22 protein-coding genes are annotated in these 25,437 nt (G+C 70.8%); 10 read left to right on the top strand and 12 right to left on the bottom strand.

From position 1 onward, the window contains the following. Positions 1-23: 23 nt before the first annotated feature. Positions 24-1,007 (top strand): LacI family DNA-binding transcriptional regulator, encoded by a 984-nt coding sequence (locus QSK15_RS20095; RefSeq protein ID WP_502889639.1) that lies wholly within the window; start codon positions 24-26, stop codon positions 1,005-1,007. 6 nt (positions 1,008-1,013) lie between these two features. Here the strand turns inward: QSK15_RS20095 and QSK15_RS20090 are convergent, their stop codons facing one another. Then, a complete protein-coding gene (locus tag QSK15_RS20090; RefSeq protein WP_285795688.1) occupies positions 1,014-1,721 on the bottom strand; it encodes a SanA/YdcF family protein in 708 nt (235 codons plus the stop codon). A gap of 618 nt (positions 1,722-2,339) precedes the next feature. Between QSK15_RS20090 and QSK15_RS20085 the strand changes: the two genes are divergently transcribed. Continuing rightward, a complete protein-coding gene (locus QSK15_RS20085; RefSeq protein WP_285795687.1) occupies positions 2,340-4,400 on the top strand; it encodes a cellulose binding domain-containing protein in 2,061 nt (686 codons plus the stop codon). 82 nt (positions 4,401-4,482) lie between these two features. Here the strand turns inward: QSK15_RS20085 and QSK15_RS20080 are convergent, their stop codons facing one another. Together QSK15_RS20080 and QSK15_RS20075 are read right to left on the bottom strand one after the other, a co-directional pair. Beyond that, a complete protein-coding gene (locus tag QSK15_RS20080; protein WP_285795686.1) occupies positions 4,483-7,272 on the bottom strand; it encodes a M14 family zinc carboxypeptidase in 2,790 nt (929 codons plus the stop codon). A gap of 137 nt (positions 7,273-7,409) precedes the next feature. Further along, positions 7,410-8,735 (bottom strand): glycoside hydrolase family 18 protein, encoded by a 1,326-nt coding sequence (locus tag QSK15_RS20075; RefSeq protein ID WP_285795685.1) that lies wholly within the window; start codon positions 8,733-8,735, stop codon positions 7,410-7,412. A gap of 145 nt (positions 8,736-8,880) precedes the next feature. On the opposite strand from QSK15_RS20075, the gene QSK15_RS20070 reads away from it, so the two are divergent. Continuing rightward, complete coding sequence (locus QSK15_RS20070) at positions 8,881-9,765, top strand: bile acid:sodium symporter family protein (RefSeq protein WP_285795684.1); 885 nt, start codon at positions 8,881-8,883, stop codon at positions 9,763-9,765. 61 nt (positions 9,766-9,826) lie between these two features. On the opposite strand, the gene QSK15_RS20065 is transcribed toward QSK15_RS20070, so the two are convergent. Further along, positions 9,827-10,246, bottom strand: a complete 420-nt coding sequence (locus QSK15_RS20065) for a PPOX class F420-dependent oxidoreductase (RefSeq protein ID WP_285795683.1) — start codon at positions 10,244-10,246, stop codon at positions 9,827-9,829. A 131-nt stretch (positions 10,247-10,377) separates the two neighbouring features. Here QSK15_RS20065 and QSK15_RS20060 point away from each other — a divergent pair, with 131 nt between their 5' ends. Beyond that, positions 10,378-11,271: an NAD-dependent epimerase/dehydratase family protein gene (locus QSK15_RS20060; RefSeq protein WP_285795682.1), complete on the top strand. Its 894-nt coding sequence runs from the start codon at positions 10,378-10,380 to the stop codon at positions 11,269-11,271. 1 nt (position 11,272) lies between these two features. On the opposite strand, the gene QSK15_RS20055 is transcribed toward QSK15_RS20060, so the two are convergent. The 4 genes from QSK15_RS20055 to QSK15_RS20040 form a co-directional block, all read right to left on the bottom strand. Then, on the bottom strand, positions 11,273-12,241 hold the full coding sequence (locus tag QSK15_RS20055) for a glycoside hydrolase family protein (protein WP_285795681.1): 969 nt from the start codon (positions 12,239-12,241) through the stop codon (positions 11,273-11,275). Positions 12,242-12,536: 295 nt separating this feature from the next. Beyond that, entirely contained in the window at positions 12,537-12,848 is a 312-nt protein-coding gene (gene trxA / locus QSK15_RS20050; protein ID WP_449892765.1) for a thioredoxin, read from the bottom strand. Positions 12,849-12,862: 14 nt separating this feature from the next. Then, on the bottom strand, positions 12,863-13,246 hold the full coding sequence (locus tag QSK15_RS20045) for a MerR family transcriptional regulator (RefSeq protein WP_285795679.1): 384 nt from the start codon (positions 13,244-13,246) through the stop codon (positions 12,863-12,865). 133 nt (positions 13,247-13,379) lie between these two features. Continuing rightward, on the bottom strand, positions 13,380-14,333 hold the full coding sequence (locus QSK15_RS20040) for an AraC family transcriptional regulator (RefSeq protein WP_285795678.1): 954 nt from the start codon (positions 14,331-14,333) through the stop codon (positions 13,380-13,382). Between the two features lie 267 nt (positions 14,334-14,600). Between QSK15_RS20040 and QSK15_RS20035 the strand changes: the two genes are divergently transcribed. The 4 genes from QSK15_RS20035 to QSK15_RS20020 all read left to right on the top strand — a co-directional run bounded on the left by QSK15_RS20035 (position 14,601) and on the right by QSK15_RS20020 (position 19,549). Beyond that, the gene (locus QSK15_RS20035) at positions 14,601-16,145 is read left to right on the top strand and encodes a flavin-containing monooxygenase (RefSeq protein WP_285795677.1); all 1,545 of its coding nucleotides are present in this window, start codon (positions 14,601-14,603) and stop codon (positions 16,143-16,145) included. Positions 16,146-16,260: 115 nt separating this feature from the next. Further along, positions 16,261-17,460, top strand: coding sequence for a low temperature requirement protein A (locus QSK15_RS20030; protein ID WP_285795676.1), 1,200 nt, complete (start codon positions 16,261-16,263; stop codon positions 17,458-17,460). 158 nt (positions 17,461-17,618) lie between these two features. Then, entirely contained in the window at positions 17,619-18,515 is an 897-nt protein-coding gene (locus QSK15_RS20025) for an acetyltransferase (protein ID WP_285795675.1), read from the top strand. 74 nt (positions 18,516-18,589) lie between these two features. Beyond that, on the top strand, positions 18,590-19,549 hold the full coding sequence (locus tag QSK15_RS20020; RefSeq protein WP_285795674.1) for an alpha/beta hydrolase: 960 nt from the start codon (positions 18,590-18,592) through the stop codon (positions 19,547-19,549). Here the strand turns inward: QSK15_RS20020 and QSK15_RS20015 are convergent. Beyond that, positions 19,507-20,607, bottom strand: coding sequence for an aldo/keto reductase (locus QSK15_RS20015; protein WP_285795673.1), 1,101 nt, complete (start codon positions 20,605-20,607; stop codon positions 19,507-19,509). The genes QSK15_RS20020 and QSK15_RS20015 overlap by 43 nt on opposite strands. Before the next feature lie 131 nt (positions 20,608-20,738). Here QSK15_RS20015 and QSK15_RS20010 point away from each other — a divergent pair, with 131 nt between their 5' ends. Further along, positions 20,739-21,344: a TetR/AcrR family transcriptional regulator gene (locus QSK15_RS20010; protein ID WP_285795672.1), complete on the top strand. Its 606-nt coding sequence runs from the start codon at positions 20,739-20,741 to the stop codon at positions 21,342-21,344. Between the two features lie 272 nt (positions 21,345-21,616). Then, positions 21,617-23,269: an ABC-F family ATP-binding cassette domain-containing protein gene (locus tag QSK15_RS20005; RefSeq protein WP_285795671.1), complete on the top strand. Its 1,653-nt coding sequence runs from the start codon at positions 21,617-21,619 to the stop codon at positions 23,267-23,269. A 51-nt stretch (positions 23,270-23,320) separates the two neighbouring features. Here QSK15_RS20005 and QSK15_RS20000 read toward each other — a convergent pair whose 3' ends face one another. The 3 genes from QSK15_RS20000 to QSK15_RS19990 form a co-directional block, all read right to left on the bottom strand. Next, on the bottom strand, positions 23,321-23,920 hold the full coding sequence (locus tag QSK15_RS20000) for a DUF305 domain-containing protein (protein WP_285795670.1): 600 nt from the start codon (positions 23,918-23,920) through the stop codon (positions 23,321-23,323). 102 nt (positions 23,921-24,022) lie between these two features. After that, positions 24,023-24,937, bottom strand: a complete 915-nt coding sequence (locus tag QSK15_RS19995) for a DUF1996 domain-containing protein (RefSeq protein WP_285795669.1) — start codon at positions 24,935-24,937, stop codon at positions 24,023-24,025. A gap of 261 nt (positions 24,938-25,198) precedes the next feature. Then, a partial coding sequence (locus tag QSK15_RS19990; protein ID WP_285795668.1) for a C39 family peptidase occupies positions 25,199-25,437 on the bottom strand: 239 nt, incomplete at its 5' end.

The following is a 25,437-nucleotide window of genomic DNA, read 5'->3' as shown; positions in this document are numbered from 1 at the left end:
ACGGCCGAAACGTCACCATCGCCATGATCGCCCGGTTGGCCGGAGTCTCCGTACCCACCGTCTCCCGGGTCATCAACGGCCGCTCCGACGTCGCCCCGGACACCCGGGAACGCGTCGAGGCGCTCCTCAACCGGCACGGCTACCGCCGCCGTGCACCGGCCCGGCGTACCGACGCCGCCCTGATCGACCTGGTCTTCAACGACCTGGACAGCCCGTGGGCGGTGGAGATCATCCGGGGGGTGGAGGACGTCGGCCAGGCCAGCGGCGTCGGCACCGTCGTGTCGGCCATCCACTGGCGGATGTCCTCGGCCAAGCAGTGGCTTGACAACATGCGTACCCGCTCCACCGAGGGCATCATCTTCGTGACCTCGATGGTGAATCCGCCGTTGCAGGCCGAGCTGCGTCGGCTGCACCTGCCGGTCGTCATCATCGACCCGGCCGGGGTCGACCCGCAGGAATCGCCCACCATCGGTGCCACCAACTGGGCGGGCAGCCTCAGCGCCAACCAGTACCTGATCAACCTTGGTCATCGTCGCATCGGCTTCATCGCCGGCCCGCCGCACCTGATGTGCAGCCGGGCCCGGATGGACGGCTACCGGGCCGCCCTCGGCGCCGCGCGTATCCCCATCGACGACGCCCTGATCCGGCCGGGAAACTTCTACCACGAGTCCGGCTTCACCGCGGGTATACAGCTGCTGAGCCTGCCCGACCCGCCCACCGCCATCTTCGCCTCCAGTGATCAGATGGCCCTGGGCGTCTACGAGGCGGTCCGCAAACGTGGCCTGCGGGTGCCTAACGATGTCAGCGTGGTCGGCTTCGACGACCTGCCCGAGGTGCGGTGGTGCTCGCCACCGCTGACCACCGTCCGCCAACCCCTGGCCGAGATGGGCATGCTGGCCGCGCGTACCGTGCTGCGGCTGGCCAGCGGCGAGCGGACCGAGAGCCCCCGGGTGGAGCTCGCCACCGAACTCATCGTCCGCGACAGCGTCGCACCCGCCCGGTCGTGATCCTGCTCAGCCGAGCCGCAACGCGTCGTCGACCCCGGTCTCGCGCCGGCCCAGGTGCGCCGGGTCGCGACCGGAGAGCAGATCCAGCGTGGCCTTCAGGCAGGCGCCGTTCTCCCGGGAGGAACTGAACCACCAGGTCTGGGCGTACCGCTTCGCGCTGTCGTCGCCCACCCCGTTGGCGTCGATGCCGAGCCGCCGGCACAGCGCCACGGCGCGCGGAAGATGGAAGGACTGGGTCACCACTGTGGCTCGTCGCACCCCGAAGATCCGCTCGGCCCGCGCGCACGAGTCGTAGGTGTCGAATCCGGCGTAGTCCGGCACCACCTTCTGTGCTGGCACACCCCGCTCCACCAGCCAGCTCCGCATCGCGGCGGGCTCGTTGTAGTCGGCGTTCATGTTGTCGCCCGACACGAGGATCGCCCGGACCTTGCCGGCGTCGAACAGTCGCCGCGCGATCTCCAACCGGGCCGCGAGGACGGGGGAGGGTGTGCCGTCCGCGTCCACCTTGGTGCCCAGCACCAGCGCGACCGGCGCGTCCGGCACCTCGGCCTCAGCGTAGAGGTGGCCGTCGGCGATGTCGCGGATCCACGTCACGCTGGCCACCGTGCCCCCGGCCAGCGCCACCGCCCCCACCACGAGCGCGAGCACCGCACGGCAGGCCAACCGCCGATGCTCCGCGTACCACCGCCTGGCCGCCCCGAATCGTCCCCGCATACCGCAAGGCTATTCGCTTCGCGCTCCCGGCGATCGACCGCGTCGCCGTCGACCTGATGCCGCGTCGTCCAGCCGGAACATCACCACCGGGTCAGCGAACAGAGACGGACGTCTATGGACAATCGCTTACTGTTAGCGTTAACGTGACGGACAGTCGTCGATACTCGAACGACCTCGGGCCGCTGTGACGGAGTTGTCGCCACTGATCCGAGGGGTGACGGACGACGATCGTGGGGCGGGTGGCACGCGGCCACGACGCCCGTCGGTCCCAGCCCTCGCCGCCCGGGTGGCGTCCCGCTGTTCGGAGTCCGGGCCCGAACAGCGGGACGCCACCCGGCCCGCGCCAGAGCGCCATCATCCTCGGCCGGGCGGCACCACATCAGCTGCCGGATGCCTGACGCGCCTTGAGATTGCCCACCCGCCAGTGCCATTGTGGTACGTCGATGAGCCGCGCGCGGGCTGACCCCCGTCCACTGGGCAGCCGGGATCCGAATGTGATCTCCGGGGGACGGTGACACAAGCGATGGACCAACGAGAGCCAGTCGTCCATGAGCTCGCCCGTGCCCGCGTCGCACCCTGACCGGAGGGGCGGCTCACCTGCGCGAAGGAACCCCACCCATGCGTACACCGAAGACCCGTGCGGCACTCCTGGCGGGCCTGCTGCTCGCCGCGAGCGCGCTCGCGGGCGTCAACCCGCCATCCGCCAGCGCGGCAGCCGACCCGGTCACCGTGACCGTCAACACCCGCGCCGGTCTGGCGACCGTGCCGGACACCGCGCTCGGCGTCAACCACGCCATCTGGGACGCGAACCTCGGCACCGTCGAGACATCGGACCTGCTCCGCGACGCCGGCGTGCAGATGATGCGCTACCCCGGCGGCTCGTACGCCGACATCTACCACTGGAAGGACCACACCGCGCCCGGCGGTTACGTCGCGCCGGGAACCGACTTCGACACCTTCATGGCGGCGGTCCGGCGCGCCGGCGCCCAACCGATGATCATCGCAAACTACGGCACCGGCACGCCCGCCGAAGCCGCCGACTGGGTGCGGTACGCCAACGTGACGAAGGGCTACGACGCCCGCTACTGGACCGTCGGCAACGAGAACTACGGCAACGGCCACTACGGGTCCGCGTGGGAGGCGGACAACCACCCGGACAAGAGCGCGACACAGTACGCGAGGCTGGTCGTCGAGTACGCCGACGCGATGAAGGCGGTGGACCCGGACATCAAGGTCGGCGCGGTGCTGACCATGCCGGGCAACTGGCCGGACGGGATCACCGCCGGCAGCGACCCCGGCCCGTGGAACCAGACGGTGCTCTCCATCGCCGGCCCGAAGATCGACTTCGTGGACGTGCACTGGTACCCGGGAGGCACCGCAGCCGAGTCACTGGCCCGCGTCAACCACCTCCCCGATGCCACCTACCTGCTGCGGCAACAACTCGCGCGGTACGCCGGCGCGAACGCCGACCGAATCGGCATCAGCTTCACCGAGCTGAACGTCGACGCGGGCCGGACCACCCAGCCGGCGGCGCTCTTCCTGGCCGACGTCTACAGCGGGCTGCTGGAGAGCGGCGTCTTCACCGTCCAGTGGTGGAACGTGCACAACGGCATGGGCGCCGTGACGCAGGTGGCCGGCCAGACCGACTACGGCGACTTCGGGATGCTCTCCAGCGGCGCCTGCACCGAGGACGGCTCGGTCTGCCAACCGCCGCTGAACACGCCCTTCGCGCCGTACCACGGGCTGCGCATGATGAAGCTCTTCGCGACGCCCGGCGACCAGTTCGTCCGCGCCGGCACCGACGAGCCGCTGGTCACCGCGCACGCCGTCCGCCGGGTCAACGGCGACCTCGCCGTGCTGCTGGTGAACAAGGACCCGGACAACGACCACCCGGTCACCATCGACTACGCCGGGTTCACCCCGTCGGCGGTCGCACCGACGGTGTCCACCCTCACCAACGGCGCCACCGGCATCGCGACCAGCCAGTCCGGTTCGGCGACCAGCCGCACGCTGCCGGCGTACTCGTTGACCACGATCGTGTTGCGACCGGCCGGCACGTCCGCCGGACGGCCCTCGACGCCGGGTCAGCCCACCGCGAGCGGCGTCACCGACCGCGCCGCGACGATCACCTGGCCGGCGGCGACCCCGGGTGGCAGCCCCATCGCGAAGTACGAGGTGTACCGGCAGAACGGCGCGGTCAGCGAGCAGCTCGGTGAGACGGCGTCCACCTCGTTCACTGTCGGCAACCTGGTGCCGGGCAGGAGGTACACCGTCAACGTGCTGGCCCGTGACACCGCCGGACGGGTCTCCTGGGCCTCACCGCCGCTCACCTTCGCCACCGGCAGCCCCGCCGCCAGCGCGTGCACCGTCCGTTTCAGCACCAACAACGACTGGGGCAACGGCTACATCGGTGGCGTCGACATCACCAACAACGGGACGAAGCCGATCAGCGGCTGGACGCTCACCTGGGCCTGGCCCACCGGCTGGCAGCAGGTGAGCAGCGGCTGGAGCGCCACCTGGGAACAGGTCGGCACCGCCGTGCGGGTCACCCCGACCGACGACAACCGGCAGATCGCCGTGGGTGCCACAGTGAGTGCCGGTTTCGTCGGCGCGTACAGCGGCCCGAACGTGCTGCCCACCGCGTTCACCCTCAACGGCACCGTCTGCGCGACCGGCTGACCGAGCTGATGCCTGTGAGTCATCGTGATGACTCACAGGCATCACGCTCGTCGGGGCAACGCCGTGCCCGCCGGAATGTCGGTCAGGCGACCACCGACCGCAGCGGCACCCCGGCGTTGCGCAGCGCGCGTACCAGATCATTCGTGAACGGATGTTCGTCCGCCTGGAGGCCCTGCGGGTTCGGGATCACGACGTACGCCGAGCTGTCCTTCACGGACGTCTGGGCGGTGGACGTGAAGCGTTCGACGATCGTCCTGGTGCGGGGCAGGTCCGCCGCCGCGACCTCGACGGTGATCGGCCGCCAACCGCCACCCAGGTCCGGGGCCGCCGGCGCGGCGGCGGCGCTGGCGCGCGCCGCGTCGATGCCCGGCGCGCGTCGGGCGTCCGGTGCGCCGGGCGGGTAGAGCAGCGCGTTGGCGACCAGGTGCAGACCACTTTCGTTGTACGCGCGGAAGAGCGGATTGAACGCGAACAGCACCGCCCGACCGGCTCCGGTCGGCTCGTCGACGACGGCCGCCGTGCCCTTCAGTGTCTCCGCCCCGACGGTGTAGCCGTTGGCCCAGAAGGTGTCACCGGTCGGGTAGCTGAGCACGTTCGTCCCGGTGCTGCTCGGGGTGAGGATCGGGTCGCTGTTGTTGAACTCGAAGTCCTCCGCCGGGCGACCCGACGCGACCGGGCTGTCGGTGTCGACGTCGACCCGCAGGTGTGAGCCGATCACCAGGTAGTCGGCCGGTTTGGTCTTCTCCGTGGTGGAGGTGAGCCCGGCGGCGCGGGCCAGCCGGGTGCCCTCGTTGCGCAGCCCCACGTAGGTGTGGCCCTGGGCGATCCACTCGCGCAGGTTGGCCTGCCCGGCGGCGGTCAGACCGCCGGTCGGGTTGCTGCCGTCCGGCACCAGCAGCACGGTACGCCCGGTGAACGCCTCGGTGTTGTCGTTGATGTCGGCAGTGGTGACCGGCTTGAGGTCCAGCCCCCACCGCTTGCCGAGCACGTAGCGGGCCTCGCCGTGCGAGCCCGACGTGGTGGAGATGCCGGTGCCCTGGAACAACCCCACGTCGGGCAGGTCGAGGCGGGTGCCGGTCGGTCGACCGCCCGGGGTGAGGGTCACCCCGAGGGATTCGGCCAGCCCGTCGACCGTCCGGTTCACCGTGGCCGCCGGGATGGCGACGGTGCCGGTGGTGAGGTCGCGGAGCACTGGGACGCCCCGGCCGAGCAGGGTGAAGGTGAGCTCCGCGGCGGCTGCCGAGTCCAGCGGGTACGTGTACGACCCCCAGGGCCACGCCGTGCCGGTGCGACCGCCGGAGACCTCGCGGACCAGTTGGGCCTTCGGCCGCACGGCGTCCGCGGTGTAGATGGTGTTGACGCCCATCAGCAGCGGATTGCTCCAGGACGACACGTCGTAGAAGTACGGGAACGGGACGTACGGGTCCTCACCCATGACGGCCTGGATCCAGTGCTTCTGCGGCTGGTCCATCGGGATCCAGTACGCGCCCCGGGGCACCGTCACGTTGGTGGCGCTGCGCCCGCCGAAGACCCGCGCGGTGGGCACCCGGGTCGGCTTCTGCACCTCGTACACCTCGACGTCCATCCGGCGCAGCCGTTCGACGAGTTGGCGGACGTCGGCGAGCTGCCGGTCGGGCAGCAGGAAGTACGAACGGATCTTGACGTCCGGCACCGGGAACTGGACCTCGTTGGTGGGCTGCACCACCTCGTTCGGCTCCAGCGTGCCCGCCCGGCCCTGGGCGAGCGCGTCGGTCCAGATGTCGAAGTAGCCGTCCAGCACCTCACGCTTGTGCGCGGCGGCCCAGCCGAGCGTCGACCACTGGGTGTGGAACTGCTGCTGGACCCGGTCGGCCACCGCCGACGCGCTGCCCTTCTCGTACGTCATGCCGGCCGCACCGAAGCCGGTGGTCGGCACGGTGTCGCCGTAGCCCATGAAGAACATGTCGTACGTGTCGTAGTTGAAGTAGCACTCGGTGGTGACCGTGTCGTCGCAGGCCCCGTTGAAGCCGAAGCCGGCCTTGTTGGCCTCGCCGATCCGGTTGATCCAGTCCACCGCCTCGCCGGCGATCTCGTGGTGGATCGGGTCGGCGTTGGGCGGGAAGAAGTACTGCCGGCCACCCATCTCGTGCGCGTCGATGAAGACCTGCGGCGGGTAGCGGCGCAGCAGTTCGAGCTTGCCGTCGGTTTCCTGCTGGGTGCGGGCGAACCAGTCCCGGTTCAGGTCGAAGCCGAACTCGTTCTGCCGCCGGGTGGCGTCGCGGCCGTCGGGGTTCTGGGTGGGGACGATGATGGTGACCAGGTTGTCGTTGCGCTCGGCGACCGCGCAGGACAGACCGGCCGCCAACTCGTACAGCGTCTTGAGCGCCGCGTCCGCGCCGCTCTTCTCGCCCCCGTGCACGTTCGCGGTGACCCAGACGATGGCCGGGCTGTCCTTCGCCGTCCGGGCGGCCGTCCGCGCGCTGGTCCGGCGCGGGTCGCGCAGGTCCCGGACGTCGTCGGCGATCTTGCGCAGCGCGGCGGGCCGCACGTGACGTTCGTTGGACACCACCGCGTACGGCAGCGGTTGGCCGAGCACACTGGTGGTCATCACGCCGGTGACGACCCGGTTCGAGGCGCTGTCGACGGCCCCGAGGTAGGTGCGGACCTCGTCGTTGGTGACGACCCGCTCCTGACCCGCGCCGAGCGGGAAGCCGAGCACGGTCTCCGGGCTGGGCACGGTGCCCAACCGGGCGGTCGGGTCGTCGCTGCACCGGGAGGGCGGGGCGGCGCTCGCGGCAGGTGTGCCACCGAGCAGGGGAGTCGTGCCGAGCAGGAGGGCGATCGTGGCGGCACTCGCCAGGCGTCTGGCGGGGACCTTCCGGACTGGACGCATCGATGGGGCCATGAGTCGTGTTTCCCTTCTCGGGCACAACCTCGCAGTGGCCGGAGTCTATGACAGCCCCGCAGGGCTGACCGGCCCGCCGCCGGCCGAGGAGTCGGTCGGCGACGGGCCGCAGGGATCGGGTACGCCTACCAGGTCGTCAGGCCGAGGCCGATCGTCTTGGTCAGGGTGGCGTTGTCGTCGTCGCCGTCGAGGGACCAGATCATGGCACCGGCCAGGCCGGCACGTCGGATGTAGAGCGTCTTCTGCAACACCACCGCCGGGTCGTCGTACGTCCACAACGTCGTACCGTCGAACAACCAGGCGTGTCCGGCGCGCAGGTCGCGGTGCACGGTGTAGCCGTTGCCGGCCAGCGTCCTGAGCTTCTTGTAGTCCTCGTACCCGGCTTCGAAAGTGGCCGGCGCGGGCCCGGTGGCCGGCTGGAACAGGCCGTTGCCGCCGCCGGTGATGCCGGTCCAGCCGCGACCGTAGTAGGGGATGCCGAGCACGAGCTTGCCCCGTGGCGCGCCACGGGTGATCCACCCGTCGATGGCCACCTCGACGGAGAAGTCCGGGTTGTCGGGTGCGCCCGCCGGGACGCGAAGCGCCGACTGCTGGTTGGCCCGCGCGTCCCAGCCGCCGTGGAAGTCGTACCCCTGCACGGTGGCGAAGTCCAGGTACTTGAAGATCTTGCGGCCCTCGTAGCCGGCGTCCATGGTGGCCGGGCTGGCCGGCAGGAACGCGGTCAGCGGGTGGTGCGCGCGGGTCGTGCGCCCGTACGCGTCGAGTTGCCGGCGGAACTCGGCAAGCAGTTTCGTGAAGTTCTCCCGGTCCTCCGGGCGGATGACGTTGCCGGGCTCACCCTCGGAGCCGGGCCACTCCCAGTCGAGGTCGATGCCGTCGAAGACACCGGCTGCGGCGCCCGGGGTGCTGCCCGGGAGGTTGCCCTTGAGATAGAGGTCGATGCAGGACGCGACGAACGCCTTGCGGGAGGCGTCGGTGCGGGCCGCGTTCGAGAAGTACGTCGACCAACTCCAACCGCCCAGCGAGATCAGCACCTGCAGCTTGGGGTGCCTGGCCTTGAGCTTGGCGAGCTGGTTGAAGTTGCCGTTGAGCGCCTGGCCGGGGGCGTCGGCGACACCGTCGACGCTCTCCTCGGCCGGGACGGGCCGCTGGTAGTCGGCCCAGGCGTCGCCCTCGCCCGGCCCACCGTCCACGAAGCAGCGGCCGTCCTCGCTGACGTTGCCGAAGGCGTAGTTGAGGTGGGTGAGGCGGCTCGCCGCTCCGGAGGTGTCGAGTTTCTTGACCGGGAAGGCCCGGCCGTAGATGCCCCACTGGGTGAAGTAGCCGACCCGGTGGTAGCCACCGCGGTCCGCCTTTCCACCCGCGTTCGCGGCGGCCGGTGGGGCGGCGGTGACCAGCATCGTCGCCAGGGCGACGACGGCGGTGAGACGGCGGTGACGGAATGGTCGCATCGGCACACTCCCACGAGACATCAGACAGAATTAGTAAAGAGAGTTATCTGATTGATGAAGTTAAGCCGGTCACCGTCCGGGGTCAAGAGCCGCCAGCCACATGGGGGATTGTGACGGCGTTACCGGATGGTAACGATGTTGTGCCATGGACTCCGCCGTGACTCTGATCGGACTGCCCGTCGCCCTCGGCATCATCATGCTCGGTCTCGGTCTCGGACTGACCATGGCGGACTTCCGCCGGGTGGCCCACCATCCACGAGCCGCCGTCATCGCCCTGGTCTGTCAGGTGCTGGTGCTGCCGGCGCTCTGCTTCTGCCTCGTGCTCGCCTTCGACCTCGCACCCGAGTTGGCCGTCGGCATGATGCTGCTGGCCGCCTCGCCGGGCGGCACCACGGCCAACCTCTACAGCCACCTGTTCGGCGGCCACGTGGCCCTGAACATCACCCTGACCGCCATCAACTCGGTGCTCGCCGTGTTCACCCTGCCGATCCTGGTCAACCTGTCGGCGGCGTACTTCCTGCCCGACGGGCGCAGTATCGGCCTGCAGTTCGACAAGGTGCTGCAGGTCTTCGCCATCGTGCTGGTCCCGGTCGCGATCGGCATGCTCATCCGGGCACGGATGCCGCACGTGGCCGAGCGGCTGAACCGCCCGGTCCGGATCCTGTCCGTCGTCGTCCTCGTCGCGGTGATCGCCGGTGCCGTGCTCGGCGAGCGGGAGAACATCGCCGACTACTTCGTCTCGGTCGGCCTGGCCGTGCTCGCCTTCAACCTGCTCAGCCTCGCCATCGGGTACGGGGTGCCGCGCCTCGCCGGTGTGGACCGCAGCGCCGCGACGGCCGCCGGATTCGAGATCGGCATCCACAACAGCACGCTGGCCATCACCATCGCGCTCAGCCCGGCGCTGCTCAACAGCACTCAGATGGCGATCCCGGGCGCCGTCTACGGCATCGTCATGTTCTTCACCGCGGCGGCCTTCGGTTACCTGGTGACCCGCGCCCGCACCCGGTCCGCCGCGACACTGACCCCCTGACCGGCAGTGCCCTGTCGCCGCTGACGGCTACGGTCAGCGGCGACAGGGCGGGTGGTCGACGTCAGCCGACCTGGTTGTTGTCCTTCTGCTCGCCCCAGCCGTGCCAGCGGTCGATCTCGATCAGGGCGCTGACCCGGGCGCGCTCCCGCCGTGGGTACGCGTTGCCCGTGTAGTGCTTCGACAGCCGGTCGATGTCCGCGAGACCCTCGTCGGGGCGCAGTTCGGTGACGTGCCCGATGATGCTGACGTGGGTGTACCAGCCAGCCTCGTCGAGCACGGTGAGCGACACCCGGGGGTCGTTGCGGACGTGCTCCAGCCGGCGGCGGCTCTCGTCCATGTTCACCAGGATCCGGCCGTCCTCCCACAGGTACCAGGTGGCGGCGGAGACCGGCTGGCCACCGTTGCGCAGGGTGGTGATGACGGCGGGGTTCGGCTTCTGGAGCATGGCGACCGCGGCCTCGGGAAGCGGTGGCTTGGACATGAAGTCTCCTCGTCGCGACAACGTTTACCCCTGCACGTTACGCACCCGCCGCCCCGATCGCGCTCGGATCGTGATCAGGGCGTGGCGCACCCGGCTGCCGGAGCGACGCCGGCGGCGACGAAGATGTGGTCATGAGCAATTCCGCACTGCCCAGGCGTGTCGTCGTCACCGGGGCCGCCGGCAAGCTCGGCCGAGCCGTGGTCACCCACCTGCGCGCCGTCGGCGTCGACGTGTTGGCGGTTGACCGCGCCGGTGGGCGCGACCCGCGCGACGTGAACGGCGAGTTCCTGCTGGCCGACCTGACCGACTACGGGCAGGTGGTGGAGGCGTTCACCGGAGGTGCCGACGAGCACGCGGGCGGCGTCGACGCGATCGTGCACCTGGCGGCGGTGCCGGCCCCCGGGCTGATGTCCAACGCGACCACCTTCGCGAACAACTCCGCCGCGACGTACAACGTGTTCGCCGCCGCCCGGGCCGCCGGCATCAAACGGGTCGTGTGGGCGTCCAGCGAGACGGTGCTCGGCCTGCCGTTCGACACCCCGCCGCCGTACGCGCCGGTCGACGAGGAGTACGCGCCCCGGCCCGAGTCGACGTACTCGCTCAACAAGGCACTGGAGGAGGAAATGGCCCGGCACTTCTGCCGATGGGACCCGGAGCTGGTCACGGTGGGTCTGCGCTTCTCCAACGTGATGGACGTCGAGGACTACGCGCCGTTCCCCACCTTCGACGCCGACCCGCAACTGCGCCGGTGGAACCTGTGGGGCTACATCGACGCCCGCGACGGAGCCCAGGCCGTCGAGCGGGCGCTCGCGTACGACCAACCCGGCGCCGACGTGTTCATCATCGCCAACGCCGACACCGTCATGACCCGCTCCAGCGCCAGCCTGATGGCCGAGGTCTACCCGGACGTCGAGATCCGCAAGGCGCTGGGCGAGCACGAGACCCTGCTCAGCATCGACAAGGCCCGCCGGGTGCTGGGCTACGAGCCGCAGCACTCCTGGCGGGACCACGTCGACGCGGCGTAGGTCAGCGCGCCGCCTGGTAGGCGCGACCGACGGCGGTGGCCGTGCCGCCGGTGCGGAACAGCCCGGTCTGGTCCTTGTCGGTGGCGGGCAGGCCGAACCACGCGTACCGCTGTAGCCAGGACAGCCCACCCAGCATCTTCGTCGCCGCGGTGAGGAACGCGGCCTGTTGTGCCTGGGTGGGGAAGCGGACTCCGTTGGAGAAGTCGATCAGGGCGAACTCGGTGAGCCAGACCGGCAGGTCGTAGCGGTCGTGCACGGCCTGGAGGTACGACCTGAGCTGGTTGACCGCGTTGGCGGTGGTGAAGTCGCCGCCGTACCAGTGCAGGGCGATGAAGTCGACGCGGTAGCCGCGCTGCTTCGCCCCGGCCATGAACCGGTCGAGCCACTCGCCCGGCCGGTCGCCGCCCCAGGCCACCGCCGGGCTGCCCAGCGGCAGGCCGGTGGCCTGCAACCGCGGCCACAGCTCCAACGCCTGCTCGACTGTCATCTCGGCCTGGCCCTTCAGGTCCGGCTCGTTGAAGCCGAGCAGGTAACGGCCGTTCTGCGTGGCCTGTTGCAGGTTGCTCGCGGTCACGCTCTTCGCCCCCCAGATCATCGGGACGAACTCGGTGCCCTGCGGGCTGGTGACGCCCTGGTGCTTCACGTCCCAGGTGTAGTACCAGCTCGCCCCGGAGTCGGCCAGCGCCTGGCTGACACCGTCGAAGGTCCACACCCCGACGCCCTTGCGCTTCGAGGTCACCGCCGGGGCCGCCGGGACCACCGGACGCCCGGTTGTCGGCCGCACCGCCGGCGTCGGGGTCGGCGTCGCGCCCGCCGGGCTCGCCGTGGCGGTGGGTGCGCTCGTCCTGGGCGCGCCGGGCGGCGAACTCGGGGACGTGGACGCGTCGAGGGCCTGGGTCGCCGCCGGGGCCGGCGTCGGCCCGGTCGGCTGCACCACGACGATCACACCGGTCACCAGTACGGCGACCACGGCGGCCACCAGGAGCGGCCACAGCAGCCGCCGCGCGCCGACCGGGAGGCGGCCGAGCGTCCCGCGTCGGGGTTCCGCGTGGACGCCTCGTCTTCCCCTCGCGGCGTCCGCTTCACCCGGGCCGGTTGCGTGCATCGTCTCGACTCCCTCACCTGGTCGTACCGCTACCTGACGGGGGCGATGACGGACACTGCGCCACCTGCCTCCCCTCAGGAGACTGGCCGGCCGGACCGGGATAACGATTTCCGCGGCTGATGGTGCCCGGGAACGCTGTCCCCGGGCGCGCTGCTGGCCGCTACCACCCGGCCTGTGCGGTCAGGGTCTGTCGCAGGTACGTCTTCGGCCGGGACCCCACTGTCGAGCCGACCACCTCGCCCTGACGGAACACCAGCAGCGTGGGGAGGGACATCACCCGGTAGCTACGGGTCGCCACCGGGTTCTCGTCGGAGTTGAGCTTCGCCACGACCATCCGGTCACCGAACTCCTGGGCCAGTTCGACGAGGCTCTTCTCGATGGCCTTGCAGGGCGGGCACCAGTCCGCCCAGAAGTCGACGACCACGGGCCGGTCGCTGGCCAGCACCAGCTCCGCGAACGTGTCGTCGGTCACGGTGACCAGCGAACCTACTTCCGACTTCTGAGACATGTCTTCTCCCGGTGGGCGATCGCGTGGGTGAGTTGACCGTGCAGTTGGTGGCGCACCGCGCCGAGCCGGTCGATGACGGCGTCGACCTCGGCGATCTTGCGCCGCAGTACCACCACCGAGTCCGGGCAGACGTCGCCGGAGCTGTTGCCGGCCCGCAGGCAGGCGACGAACGGACGGACATCGTCGAGGCCGAAGCCGACGTCGAGCAGTGCCCGGATCTCCCGTACGACGCGCAGCTCCGCCTCGTCGTAGATGCGGTAGCCGCTGGCGGAGCGCTGCGCCCGTACCAACCCGTGCGCCTCGTAGTAGCGCAGCGTGCGAGGGCTCGTGCCGGCCCGCTCAGCCAACTCGCCAATGAGCATCTGACCTCCTCCATCGGCCCGTCGCGACCACGCTAAACCTTGTCGTCGGCGTCAAGGCAAGCACCGGGCGAGGCGCGGTCAGCAGTCAGAAACGCCCCTTATGAGGGCACGCCGGCGGGACGGGCGAGGCTCGTCACCGACGCAGGGTCGTCGACGGCGACTCGCCGAACCGGCTCCGGTACTCGGTCGCGAACCGGCCGAGGTGCACGAAGCCGTGTTGCAGAGCGACAGTCGTCACGGAGACCCCCGGTGCGGCCGCGCGGAGCGTGCGGTGCGCCGCGTCGAGCCGGCAGGTCCGCAGGTACGCGGTCGGGGTGGTCTGCAACTCACGGCGGAAACAGTCCTGCAGCGTTCGTACGCTCACCCGCAGCGCTTCGGCGACGTCACCGACGGTCAGCGCCTCGCCGTGGTGTTCGGAGATCAGCGCGCAGGCCCGGCGGACGAGACGCCCGGGGCGGGCGTGCTGGTCCGGTTCGGCGAGCAGGTGGGAGTGGCTGTGCCGGTGGGCCAGCAACAGCTTGCCGATGAGCCCCTGCTCGAAACGGGCGGCGACCTGCGGGTGGTCGAACAGGGACGCGTCCGCCGGCTGTGACAGCTCGTCGGCGAGGAACGCCACCCCGCGCGCCCACGCCTGCGCGGTCGGCGTGCTCATGAGCATGCCGACGTCCAGGCGGACCGGCTCGTCCACCGGCCGGCCCAGCAGGCGGGCGAGTTCCCGGTCGACGGCGTGCCGGTCGGCGTAGAAGATCCGGTGGGGAGAGCCCTCGGACCACCGCATGTCCGAGGCGTCGTACGGGGACAGGACCGAGGCGACGTCGGGGGTCGAGGTGACGGTCTGACCGGCGTGCCGGATCAGCGTGCTGCCGGCGCTGGGGATCTGGACGAGGTAGAAGGTCTCCAGCGCGGGCGGTTGAATGCGGACCGCCTGCCCGTAGTCGAGGTCGATGACACCCACCCCGCCCGCTCGGCGAGCCGCCATCCGCAGGCGCACGCTGCGGACGCCCGCCTGCGGGGTGAGCCGGTGTGGACAGAAGACCCGGCCCACCTCGGCGCGCGCCCGGTCGACGTCGTCCGTCCGGACCGTCACCGCATCCATTCGACACCTCCCCGGGCGTCCTGTCGCGCTGACCGTAAGGCGTGCGCGGGCCGGAACAGTCCGGAAAGCCGTCGACCCGACAGCAGGAGGGTTCGGCCGCGTACCGCGGACAGCGCCCGCGTCGCGCGGATAGCGACAGTCCCGGCGTGCTCGCTAGCGTGCGAGCACCGCGGGCCGGGTCAGCGTCGGCGCGGGTTTCCGGCACTGCTTCACGTCGCAGGGTTCACGTCGCAGGGTTCACGTCGTTTGGAGGAGACCATGAGGATTGCTGTCGTCGGTGCCGGATTCGCCGGTGTGAGCGCAGCGAAGGTGCTGCGACAGAGCGGATTCGACGTCACCGTGTTCGAGCGCGCGCCCGACGTCGGCGGGGTGTGGAGCCGTACCCGGCGGTACCCCGGTCTGACCACCCAGAACGACAAGGGCACCTACCACCTCTCCGACCTGCCGATGCCCGCCCACTACCCGCAGTGGCCCTCCGGCGAGCAGGTCCAGCGGTACCTGGAGACCTACGTGGAGAAGTTCGGGCTGGCCAGTGCGCTGCGCCTGTCCACGGAGGTCGTCTCCGCCGAACTCGTCAACGACGAGACCGGGTGGCTGGTCACGTCCCGGCCGACCGGCGTCCAGGAGCCGTTGACGGTGCAACGGTACGACCACCTCATCGTCGCCAACGGCATCTTCTCCGACCCGCTCGTGCCGTCCTTCGATGGCCAGGAGGCCTTCGCCGCCGCCGGAGGGCGCGTACTGGCGACGGGGGAGTTCCCCGACGTCGAGGCGGCCCGGGGTCAGCACGTCCTGGTGGTCGGGTACGGCAAGTCGGCCTGCGACGTGGCGGTCCCGGTGAGCGAGGTCGCCGCCCAGACCCACGTGGTGGCCCGGGAACTGCTCTGGAAGATGCCCCGCAAGCTCGGTGGGGCGCTCAACTACAAGTACCTGTTGCTCACCCGGATGGGTGAGGCACTCTTCCGCTACCTGCACCTGAAGGGCTTCGAGCGGTTCCTGCACGGCCCGGGGAACGGCCTGCGGCAGCGCATGGTCACCAGCGTCGGCTCGGTCGCGACCCGGCAGTTCAAGCTGCGCGAGCTGGGCCTGGTGCCCAACGGCAGCTTCGAGGACATCGCCCGCAGCACGGTCAGCCTCGCCACCGAGGGCTTCTTCGAGCGGGTCACCGACGGCCGCATCGTCGTGCACCGGGATCAGGTGATCACCGAGTTGCTGGTCGATGACGGTGGCCGGCCCACCGCCCGCCTGGCCGACGGCACGGTGCTCCCCGCCGACCTGGTGATCTGTGGCACCGGCTTCCGCCAGCGCGTGCCGTTCCTCGACGACGCGGTGCACGCCCGGTTGCAGGACGACGCCGGCAACTTCATGCTCTACCGGCAGATCCTGCCGCTCGGCGTGCCGCGGCTGACGTTCGCCGGCTACAACTCGTCGTTCTTCAGCCCGCTCAGCGCGGAGATGGCGGCGGTCTGGACGGCCGCGTACCTGCGGGGTGGGATCACCCTGCCACCCGAGGACCGGATGCGTGACGAGGTGCGCGCCCGACTGGCCTGGATGACGGCACGCACCAACGGACGGCACGCTCGCGGCACGAACATCATCCCGTTCTCGATGCACAACATCGACGAGGTGCTCGACGAACTGGGGCTCAACCTCGGCTCGCTGACCCGGGCCCGGCAGTGGCTGTTCCCGGTCGACCCGGGCTCGTACCGCGGGGTGACGGAGCAGATGATCCGGCGTACCGCCGACCCGGTATCCGCCATCAGCGACGACAGCCCGATAAAGATGGATAAAGTGCGCAGATAGGGGATCAGGCGGGACTGGTCGGTGAGGAGGCTCGGGGGCGATGGCAGCGGAACAGGGCCACCACCGCGCTGCGTCCGTGCCGGCTGCCCCGGCCGGCTGAGCTGCCCCGCCGTCCGTGCTGACCCGCACCGAGTTCTTTCGTGGGCTCGGGGACAGCAGGAGCCCGCGCTCGGCGACCGTCCTGGAACTGCTGTTCGACATCGTCTACGTCTTCGCGCTGGCCCGCCTCGCCGGGCGGGTCGCGGACGACCTGACCATCGTCCGGCAGACGCTGCTCTCCGAGGCGGGCCAGACCGTCCTCTTCTTCACCGCGATGTGGATGATCTGGTCGCTCAACGCCCTGCTGGCGAGCACCTACGACCCTCGCCGCCCCGACCTGCAGGTCGTCCTGCTGGCGACGATGTTCGGCACGCTGGTGCTGGCTGTCACGTTGCCACAGGCCTTCGGCCAACGCGGCGTCGTCTTCGCCTGCACCTACGTGGTCATCCAGGTGGGCCGGCCGCTCTTCCTGACGGTCGCCCTGCGCGGTCACGCGGGCCGAGGGTTCGCGGTCCGGGTGCTCGCCTGGCACCTGGCGTCCAGCGTGCTGTGGATCAGTGGCGGCATCAGCGGTGGTCTCGGTCGGGGTGTCTTCTGGACACTCGCTCTCGCCATCGAGCTGATCGGCGCCGCCACCACCTACGCCCTGCCCCGCATGGGCAGGAAACAGCTCACCACCTCGGGGGTCACCGTCTCGCAGGAGCATCTCGCCGAGCGGTACAACCAGTTCTTCATGATCGCTCTCGCCGAGGTGGTGCTCGAATCCGGCGCCGCGGTCAGCTTCCCCGGCTTCTCGACCGCGGGGACGATCACCCTCGTCGCCTCGTTCGTGGCGGTCGTCTCGTTCTGGCGGATCTACTTCTATCACGTCAGGTCCGGCCGTGCCGCGTCCCCGAGCGGGGAGGGGATCCAGCTGTCCCGGTGGGCGAGCTACAGCCTGCTGTTGATCGTCGGCGGCATCATCTGCACCGCCGTCGGCTTCGGGCAGATCATCGAGGATCCGCACCCGCCGATCGACTGGGCGCTGGTGGCCATCGTCTTCGGCGGTCCGGTGCTGTTCCTGATCGGTCGTAGCTTCCTGGAGAGGGAGAGCCGGAACGCACCGCGGTGTCGGGCGCTGTACTACGGTGCGCTGGCGATGGTCGTGGCGGCCCCCGTGATGGTGCTGCTCCCGCCGGTCGCGGTGGCTGCCGTGGCGGCGTTGATCCTGGCCGGCATCACCGTGTACGACCAGCAGGCCCATAAGCGGGGGGCGGAGACCAACCCGACGCTGTGAGGATCGGTTGCGGGTCGCCGCCCACGTTACGTATGGTCGTCGGGCACGCCGTCGAGCGGGAAGGAGGTCAGAACAATGTCCGATGTTCTGCGCCCCCTCCGCGCTCCGGCGTCCGCGCGGATCTGACCCGGGGCGCTCGCTTCCCGGAGGACCAACCCATGACTGATCTGGTCATTCGTCCGCTCGTCGCGGGCGAGGAAAATCTGTTCGACTCCATGCCCGATCCGCTGCCCCAGCTGCGCCAGGTCGGGTACGCCGACGGGGTGGCTGGCGGCGGCTACCGGCCCGAGACCACCTGGGTCGCGTTGCGCGCCGGGCGGTTGGTGGGCCGGGCCGCCTGGCTCCTGCCGCCGGGTGCGGTCGGTGCCCCCTGGCTGGACCGGTTCGATCTGGACGCCGAGCCGGAGGTGGGTGCCGAGCTGTTGCGCGCCGCCCACGAGGCGCTGGGTGGTCCCGGTCTCTACTACGCCGCGCTGCCGGCGCACTGGCGGCGTCGGCCGGAGGTGTTGGCCGTGGTGCGCGCACCGATGGCGGCCGCCCGGCTGGCCGGGCTGGTCGAGCGGGGGGAGCGGATCCGGTGCTCCTGGACGGGCCCCCCGTTGCCGGCGTCCTCCGGGCGCTACGACTTCCGGCCGCCCGCCGACGTGGCGGAAATCAACGCGCTGGTAGCCAGGATCGTCGAGCCGGACGTGCTGACCGGCGTCGAGATCGCGCGGGTGGTTGCCGGTGTCGACCTCGCCACCGACCCGGTGGCCTGGCTGGGCGACGCCACCGAGGAATGGCGCGTCGCCCTGGCGGCCGGCGACCCGGTCGGGTTGGTCGGCACCGCCGGAGATGCCTGCTACCCCCTGCTCGCCTATCTCGGCCTGCTCGACGAGGCGGCCCGGCCCGAGCTGCTGGCCGAGGCGGTGCGGGTGCTGGCCGCCGGTGGTGCCCGCGAGGTCATCGCCGATGTGGAGTCGCACCGGGTGAGGGTGCTTGCGGAGTTGGAGCGGACCGGCTTCCGGCAGTTGCGTTCCCGGGTCGCCTTCGCGCCGGCGGACAGTCAGGAATAGCTGACCGGGTGCGCCCGGTCACCCGGGCGCACCCCTCAGCCGGCGCGGACCCCGTCAGCTGTCAGCATCTGGACATGCCGGAGATCATCGCCCTTCTCCTCGGCGGGTTGGCGCTGGTCGTGGCGGCGGTCGCCGGGCTCTACCTCTGGCCGGTGGGCCGCCGTGCGCTGTCGGGCGCGCCGGCCCGACCGCTTGACTTCGACACGGCCATCCGTGCCGCCGAGGCCACCATCGCCGCCGAGGCGGCCGATCCGGAGATTCGGCCCGAGTCGCGCAGTCGCCTGCTGAGCCACGGTTCCCGTACCGACCGGGCCGTGCTGTTGCTGCACGGATACACCCTCGCGCCGGACCAGTACGCGGGTTTGGCCGAGGCGTTCTTCGACAGTGGGTACAACGTCTGGATCCCGCGGGCCCCCCAGCACGGCACCGTCGACCGGCGGGCCCACCACCGGGTCCAGGCCGGTGAGCTGACGACGTACGCCGCGCAGGGTTGGGCCGTCGCGGCGGCCCTCGGCGACGAGGTGGGCGTCGTCGGGATCTCCGGCGGTGCCGTGCTGGCCACCTGGCTTGCGCAGGTGCCCGGCAACGTCGTACGGCACCTGTTGTTGCTGTCGCCGTTCTTCGGCCCGAACCCGCGACAGGCACCGGCCTACGCGGTCAAACCGCTCATCGTGCTGTACGGACGCCACGTCCTGCGGGACCGCGTCACGTCGCGCGGATACTCCCTCGCCGCCGTCACCCAGTACCTGACGATCGCCCGTACCCTGCCGAATCCGCCCCGGCGGACCGGTCTGCGGACCGCAGCTGTCGCGATCAGCCCGCTCGACGCCGTGGTGGACCTCCGGGCGGCGGTGCACCTGCCGCGCCGGATCGCCGACGCGAACGCGATACCGCTGCGGGTGTGCACCCTGCCAAAGGAGTTGGGGGTCGAGCACAACACCCTCAATCTCGGCGTCGACGGCGACGAGTGGCGACGGCGGTACGTCGCGCTCTACGAGGGCGACCCGGCGCCGTTGAACACCGCCGGGGCGTAGCCGGCGGGCTTGTCGCCGATGCCGAGGCCGGGGCTCACCACCCAGGACTGGTACTGCGGGGTGAACATGCCGTAGAGCAGCGGCAGCTTCGGAGCGCTCGCCTCGTCGAGCCGACGTCGGGCGTCGGCCGGGATCTCGAAGTCGAGCGCGCCGAGGTTGCTGGCGAGCTGTTCGGGGCCGCTGGCCCCGATGACCACCGACCCGACGGCGGGCTGGGTGGCCACCCAGTTGATCGCCACCTGCGCCATGCTGCGCCCGAGATCGGCGGCCACGCTCTCCAGCGTCTCGATCACCTGCCAGTCGTTGGGGCTGATCTCCCGACCCGCGGCGTCGGGGTTCGTCAGGCGGCCGGCCCCGCTCATGCCCTCGGCGGTCCGCCGGTACTTGCCGCTGAGCAGCCCTCCGCCGATGGGGCTCCACGCGGTGAGCCCCATGCCCAGGCTCTGCGCCATCGTCACGTGCTCCGCCTCGATGTCCCGGGTGACGAGCGAGTACGGCAACTGCACGTTGACCATCGGGGCCAGCCCGTGCGCCTCGGCGTAGCTCTGCGCCCGGGCCGCGTACCAGGCCGGGACGTCGGACAGCCCGGCGTACCGGATCTTGCCGGAGCGCACCAGGTCGTCGAAGGTGTGCACGACCTCCTCGACCGGGGTGATCCGGTCCCAGGTGTGCAGCAGGTACAGGTCGATGTAGTCGGTGCCGAGCCGGCGCAGCGACGCCTCCACGGCCCGCATGATGTGCTTGCGACCGTTGCCGCTGGCGTTCGGGTCGGACGGGTCGACGGTGTTGGTGGCCTTGCTGGTGAGCACGAGCCGCTCACGTACGCCGGCCCGCTCGATCAGGCGGCCGAGGATCTTCTCGCTCTCGCCGGCGGTGTAGAAGTCCGCCGTGTCGATGAAGTTCCCGCCCGCCTCCAGGTACTGCCGGAAGATCGGTTCGGCCTCCTGTTCGGTTCTGCCGTACGCGGCGTGGAACCCGTCGACGCCGAAGTTCATGGTGCCCAGTGCCAGCCGGCTCACCCGCAGACCGGACCGCCCGAGCAGGTAGTAGTGGTTCATGGTGGTGCCTTTCCGATCGTGGTGTCGGCCCGCTGTGGGCCGCGTGTTCCAGACTTTTGCTCGGCAAAAATGGACCTGCAAGTCCAAAAGGCGAGCTAGGGTCGGACCCGCACCCCAGACCAGGAGGTCCCATGACACGGGCGTTGACCCGCAAGGGCGAGGCGACCCGGGCCCGCATCGTCGCCGGCGCGGCCGCCGAGATCCGCGAGCGCGGCGTCGACGAGGTACGCCTCGAAGATGTGATGGCCCACACCGGCACCAGCAAGGGGCAGCTCTTCCACTACTTCCCGGACGGGAAGGAGGGGCTCCTGCTCGCGGTGGCGCAGCACGAGGCGGACCAGGTGCTCCTCGACCAGGAGCCGATGCTGAGCAACCTGACGACCTGGCCGGCCTGGCTCGCCTGGCGGGACCGGCTGATCGAGCGGTACCAGGCGCAGGGGGTGAAGTGCCCCCTCAACGGTCTGCTCGGCCAGACCGGCCGGCGGGCGCCCGGCGCGCAGGCGATCGTGACCGGGCTGATGTGGCGCTGGCAGAAGGCGATCACCGAGGGCATCCGGCACATGCAGTCGACCGGCGACATCGCCGGAGACCTCGACGCCGACCGGGCCGCCGCGGCGCTGCTCGCCGGCATCCAGGGCGGTGTGCTTCTGCTGCTCTCCACCGGGAAGATCGACCACCTCGAAGCCGTCCTCGACCTCACCATCGACTCGCTTCGGGCAGGTGCTCGAACGGCCTGATCGTGTCAGGATCTGCTCGTCCGGCCGACGGGGTCGGGGAAGGGCGGTCGATCATGTCAGCCGGGGCCGCCGAACGGTCAGCTAGTCTCTGACGCGAGTTGCCGGAGACAGGGAGCAGACGTGGCAGGTGACGACGACATCTCCGGGTGAGCACCCGGACCGGCCGCCGACGGGCGCGTGATCGCGCCGCCGTCGTCGCGGCCCCCGTCGTCATGTCCTGCTCCCACCGGGTGCCCGTGTGCGCGCCCGAATCGTCGTTCTCCGAGGTTCCCATGTCTGTTCGACCTGCTCTCATCGCCCAGGACCTGGTGCGGGTCCGCGGCGACCGCCGGGTGCTCGACGGCGTCTCCCTGACCGCCGCGCCCGGCCACCGGATCGGCCTGATCGGTGAGAACGGCACCGGCAAGACGACCCTGCTGCGGGTCCTGGCCGGTGTCGACGTACCCGACTCCGGCACCGTCACGAGCCCACCGGACGTCGGCTTCCTGCACCAGGAGCTGCCCTTCGGCCCATCCACGACCATCGCCGCGGTCCTCGACGACGCGCTGCGCGAGGCGCGTACCGACCTCGCCGAGCTGGACCGGATCGGCGTCGCGCTGGCCGATTCGCTACGGGACAGCGAGCAGCACGACCGGCTGCTGGCTGCGTACGGCGACGTTCTGGAGCGGGCGCAGGACCGCGACGCCTGGGACGCCGATCGGCGGGCCTGGACGGTCCTCGACGGCCTCGGCCTCGGCGCGCTGCCCCACGACCGGACGGTGGGCGCACTCTCCGGCGGGCAACGAGGCCGGCTCGCCCTCGCGGCGGTGCTGATCCGCCGGCCGGCCGCGCTGCTGCTCGACGAGCCCACCAACCACCTCGACGACGCGGCGGCAGCGTTCTGCGAGGACCAGCTGCGCGGCATGCCCGGGGTGGTAGTGGTGGCCAGTCACGACCGGGCCTTCCTGGACGCGGTCTGCACCGATCTCATCGACCTGGACCCGGCGGTCGACGGACCGGTCCGCTTCGGCGGCGGCTACACCGCCTACCTGGCGGCGAAGCGCGCCGAGGCGCAACGGTGGCGTCGGCGTTACGACGACGAGCAGGCGCTCCTCGCCGACCTTCGGGAGGCCGCCGCCGTGACCGGGCATCAGGTCGCGCACGGCCGCGGCCCGCGCGACAGCGAGAAGATGGGGTACGGGCACACCGCCGGCCGTGTACAGAACCAGATCTCCCGTCGCGTCCGCGACGCCACCCGCCGACTGGAGACGATCGAGCGTGACCCCGTTCCGGTGCCGTCGGAGCCGTTGCGCTTCCACACGAGCGTGCTCGCTGTCGGCGACAGCGACGAGGCCATCGTCACCGTGGACCGACTGGAGGTTCCCGGTCGACTGCGGGTGGCGCACTTGGAGATCAGGTCCCGCGATCGGCTGCTGGTGACCGGCCCCAACGGGGCGGGCAAGTCGACCCTGCTCGCGGTGCTCGCCGGCTCCCTGACCGGTGCCGGGGCGCTCTGGCGACGACCCGGTCTGCGGGTTGGCCTGCTCGCCCAGGACGGCGTCTTCGCGGACGCGCGGCGGACCGCCCGGCAGATCTTCGACGCGGCCGTCGGGCTGGGGCGGGCCGCTGCCCTACCACTGTCGTCGCTCGGCCTGCTCGCCCCGGCGGACCTCGACCGCCCGGTGGCCGACCTGTCGGTGGGGCAGCGCCGTCGGCTCGCCCTCGCGGTGCTCGTCGCCGACCCGCCGGAACTGCTCCTGCTCGACGAGCCCACCAACCACCTCTCGCCGACGCTCTGCGACGAACTGGAGGATGCCCTGGGTGCCGGCCCGGGCGCGATCGTCGTCGCCAGTCACGACCGCAGACTCCGCTCCCGCTGGCAGGGCCGCGACCTCACCATCCCGCCGCCCTGTCCACCCCCTGTTCCCGGCTCCCTGCGGCGGTGATCAAGAGGTTTGCGTCGACCCACTCGGCGTGTCGTGACGCGAAACTCTTGATCACCCGGGTGGGTGGGGTTCAGGTGGGAGGTGGGTGAGGTGGGTGGTGGCGTTGCGGGTTATGGCGGCAGCGAGCGCGACGGTCGCGGGCTGGACTCCGTTCTGCTGCTCCGCAGCGGCGATCCGGATCGACTGCGTCAGGTGCGCCCGCAGGTGCCCGGCGAGCAGACGGTGAAGCGGCGCCCCGGTGGCCGACCGCAGCGCCGCCAACTGCTCGGCGGTGACCATGCCCGGCATGTCGTGCCCCTTGTGCGGATTGGTCGTCGGCGCGCCGGCCTCGGCGAGTAGTCGACGGGCGTGGTCCAGGTCCGCGCGCTGGGCGGCCGCGACCTGCGCGGCCCTTCGCCGCCAGGCCGGGTCGGTGGTGCGCGCCGGCACCAGATCGAGTACGGGCAGCAGCCGTTCGGCCATGGCGGCGGTCAGTTGCAGCCACGCGATGTCGGTCGGGTTGAACGAACCCGCCGTACCCGACGGTGTCGGCGTGACTGTCGCCGGTGGCGTGGTAACGGGTGGTGTGCCGGCCGGCGCCCGGTGCCCGACACCGCAGCCCGCGACGAGCAGCACGGCGACGAGCAGGGCACCCGCCCTGGACTGGTGCATCCGACTCCCTCCCCACCCCGCTCTACCAGGTCCGACGCTCGTCGGACCGGAGGCGGCGGGCCCGGGGATGACCGGACCCGCCGCCGGGTGTGACCCGGTCGCTCAGATCGGTCGGCCGTCGTGACCGCACTTGATGACGGGACGGATGCAGTCCTGGACCCGACGGGCCAGCTCGGCCACCGGCCAGGCGTTGAAGAAGTCGCCGTGCATGGTGTAGCCCGGCCCGGAGGCCAACCGGAACCGCGACGGGTCACCGGTGACCGGGTACCGCAGCACCTGCCGCAACTTCGGCACGTGCACGGGGTGGGTGCTCGGGCAGGCCTGGTTCACCGGGTACGCCAGGTGGCTCTTGTGGTCCGGTGAGTCGAGGTCGCGGCCGTTCCAGCACTGCGGGAAGTCCAGGTACGACTCCAGCATCGTGCCGGACGGGCAGTTGACGAAGTCCTTCGACGGCGGCACGTGTCCGGCGTGCAGGCAGGACCAGCGGGCGATGCTGTCGTTCGGCCCGGTGGCCTTCGCGTTGCCGGCGACGAGCCGCAGCCCCTGCGGGAACGGCTGGGTGTTCGCGACGACGTCAGCGCGTACGCCCTCGCCCAGGTAGTAGAACGTGGCGATCGCCGGCTCCACCGCGACGTTGTCCCGGTACAGGGTCGGCACCCAATAGGACGAGACGTCCACCCGTGGATTGCAGGTGGTGGGGGAGTTGACCAGGTCGGGGAGCGTGGTGTTGGCGTTCGTCACGGTGCTGCCGAAGAAGCTGTGCATGTGCGAGGCCCCGGGCAGCCCGGGGAAGATGATCGGGTCGTCCGGCAACCGGTGGCTGTAGGTGCAGTCGGCGGGGAACTCGGCGACCCGGATGGCGTTGGCGCCGAAGTCAGCGCCGGCTCGGTCGGGGGCGGCGTCGGCCCGGTCGGTGGCGGAGACCAGGTACGTGCCGAGGAGCACCAGTAGTGCACCGATCGCCGTGGCGAGGCGCAGTCGGCGGGGCATGCCGGAGAGGGGTGCGGCCCTGTCCATCGTGTGACTCCTGTCGGGAGGACGGGTCAGGGACAGCTCCGGCGCCGCCGCCGAAGACAGCGGAGTGTGTCCTGGCCAGACATGGTGGTGGCTTGGTGAGCCCAAGAAGAGAGAGCGCTCTCTTGGTTCCAGCGTCACCCGTATGTCGACTCTTGTCAATACGTCCGGCAACTGATGGAAAATACGCCGAAGGGCCGGGCCCCGTGATGGGGTCCGGCCCTTCGGTTGTGTGCTGGTGTGTTGGTGTGCCGGTGTTGTGGGTCAGCTGGTGGCGTAGCCGCGGGTGGCGATCCAGTCGGCGAGGTGCTCGACGGTGACGTCGTAGGAGGCGGTGTCGGGGTTGGCGGAGTCGGCGATCTTCACCACGTTCCCACCGTCGCGGTAGCCGACGACGCTGATGTAGTGCCCGCCCTCGAAGGAGTGGATGGCACCGTCGGTGTCGGTGGTGGTGCCGGCGATGTTGGCGACCACGGCGCGGCCGTCGTCGACGGTGCGGACGA

The organism is Micromonospora sp. NBRC 107095 (assembly GCF_030269705.1).
GTDB lineage: Bacteria > Actinomycetota > Actinomycetes > Mycobacteriales > Micromonosporaceae > Micromonospora > Micromonospora parva.
Note: the sequence above shows the minus strand (reverse complement) of the source record. Positions and strands in the feature narration are given on the sequence as shown.

Bases quoted from the DNA above. Each gene is read 5' to 3' on its own strand.
- QSK15_RS20010 (WP_285795672.1), top strand. From the start codon at position 20,739: ATGACACGGGCGTTGACCCGCAAGGGCGAGGCGACCCGGGCCCGCATC.
- QSK15_RS20075 (WP_285795685.1), bottom strand. From the start codon at position 8,735: ATGCGACCATTCCGTCACCGCCGTCTCACCGCCGTCGTCGCCCTGGCG.
- QSK15_RS20020 (WP_285795674.1), top strand. From the start codon at position 18,590: ATGCCGGAGATCATCGCCCTTCTCCTCGGCGGGTTGGCGCTGGTCGTG.
- QSK15_RS20015 (WP_285795673.1), bottom strand. From the start codon at position 20,607: ATGAACCACTACTACCTGCTCGGGCGGTCCGGTCTGCGGGTGAGCCGG.
- QSK15_RS20090 (WP_285795688.1), bottom strand. From the start codon at position 1,721: ATGCGGGGACGATTCGGGGCGGCCAGGCGGTGGTACGCGGAGCATCGG.
- QSK15_RS20025 (WP_285795675.1), top strand. From the start codon at position 17,619: ATGACTGATCTGGTCATTCGTCCGCTCGTCGCGGGCGAGGAAAATCTG.
- QSK15_RS20060 (WP_285795682.1), top strand. From the start codon at position 10,378: ATGAGCAATTCCGCACTGCCCAGGCGTGTCGTCGTCACCGGGGCCGCC.
- QSK15_RS20080 (WP_285795686.1), bottom strand. From the start codon at position 7,272: ATGCGTCCAGTCCGGAAGGTCCCCGCCAGACGCCTGGCGAGTGCCGCC.
- QSK15_RS20070 (WP_285795684.1), top strand. From the start codon at position 8,881: ATGGACTCCGCCGTGACTCTGATCGGACTGCCCGTCGCCCTCGGCATC.
- QSK15_RS20045 (WP_285795679.1), bottom strand. From the start codon at position 13,246: ATGCTCATTGGCGAGTTGGCTGAGCGGGCCGGCACGAGCCCTCGCACG.
- QSK15_RS20005 (WP_285795671.1), top strand. From the start codon at position 21,617: ATGTCTGTTCGACCTGCTCTCATCGCCCAGGACCTGGTGCGGGTCCGC.
- QSK15_RS20035 (WP_285795677.1), top strand. From the start codon at position 14,601: ATGAGGATTGCTGTCGTCGGTGCCGGATTCGCCGGTGTGAGCGCAGCG.
- QSK15_RS20085 (WP_285795687.1), top strand. From the start codon at position 2,340: ATGCGTACACCGAAGACCCGTGCGGCACTCCTGGCGGGCCTGCTGCTC.
- QSK15_RS20000 (WP_285795670.1), bottom strand. From the start codon at position 23,920: ATGCACCAGTCCAGGGCGGGTGCCCTGCTCGTCGCCGTGCTGCTCGTC.
- QSK15_RS20095 (WP_502889639.1), top strand. From the start codon at position 24: ATGATCGCCCGGTTGGCCGGAGTCTCCGTACCCACCGTCTCCCGGGTC.
- QSK15_RS20065 (WP_285795683.1), bottom strand. From the start codon at position 10,246: ATGTCCAAGCCACCGCTTCCCGAGGCCGCGGTCGCCATGCTCCAGAAG.
- QSK15_RS19995 (WP_285795669.1), bottom strand. From the start codon at position 24,937: ATGGACAGGGCCGCACCCCTCTCCGGCATGCCCCGCCGACTGCGCCTC.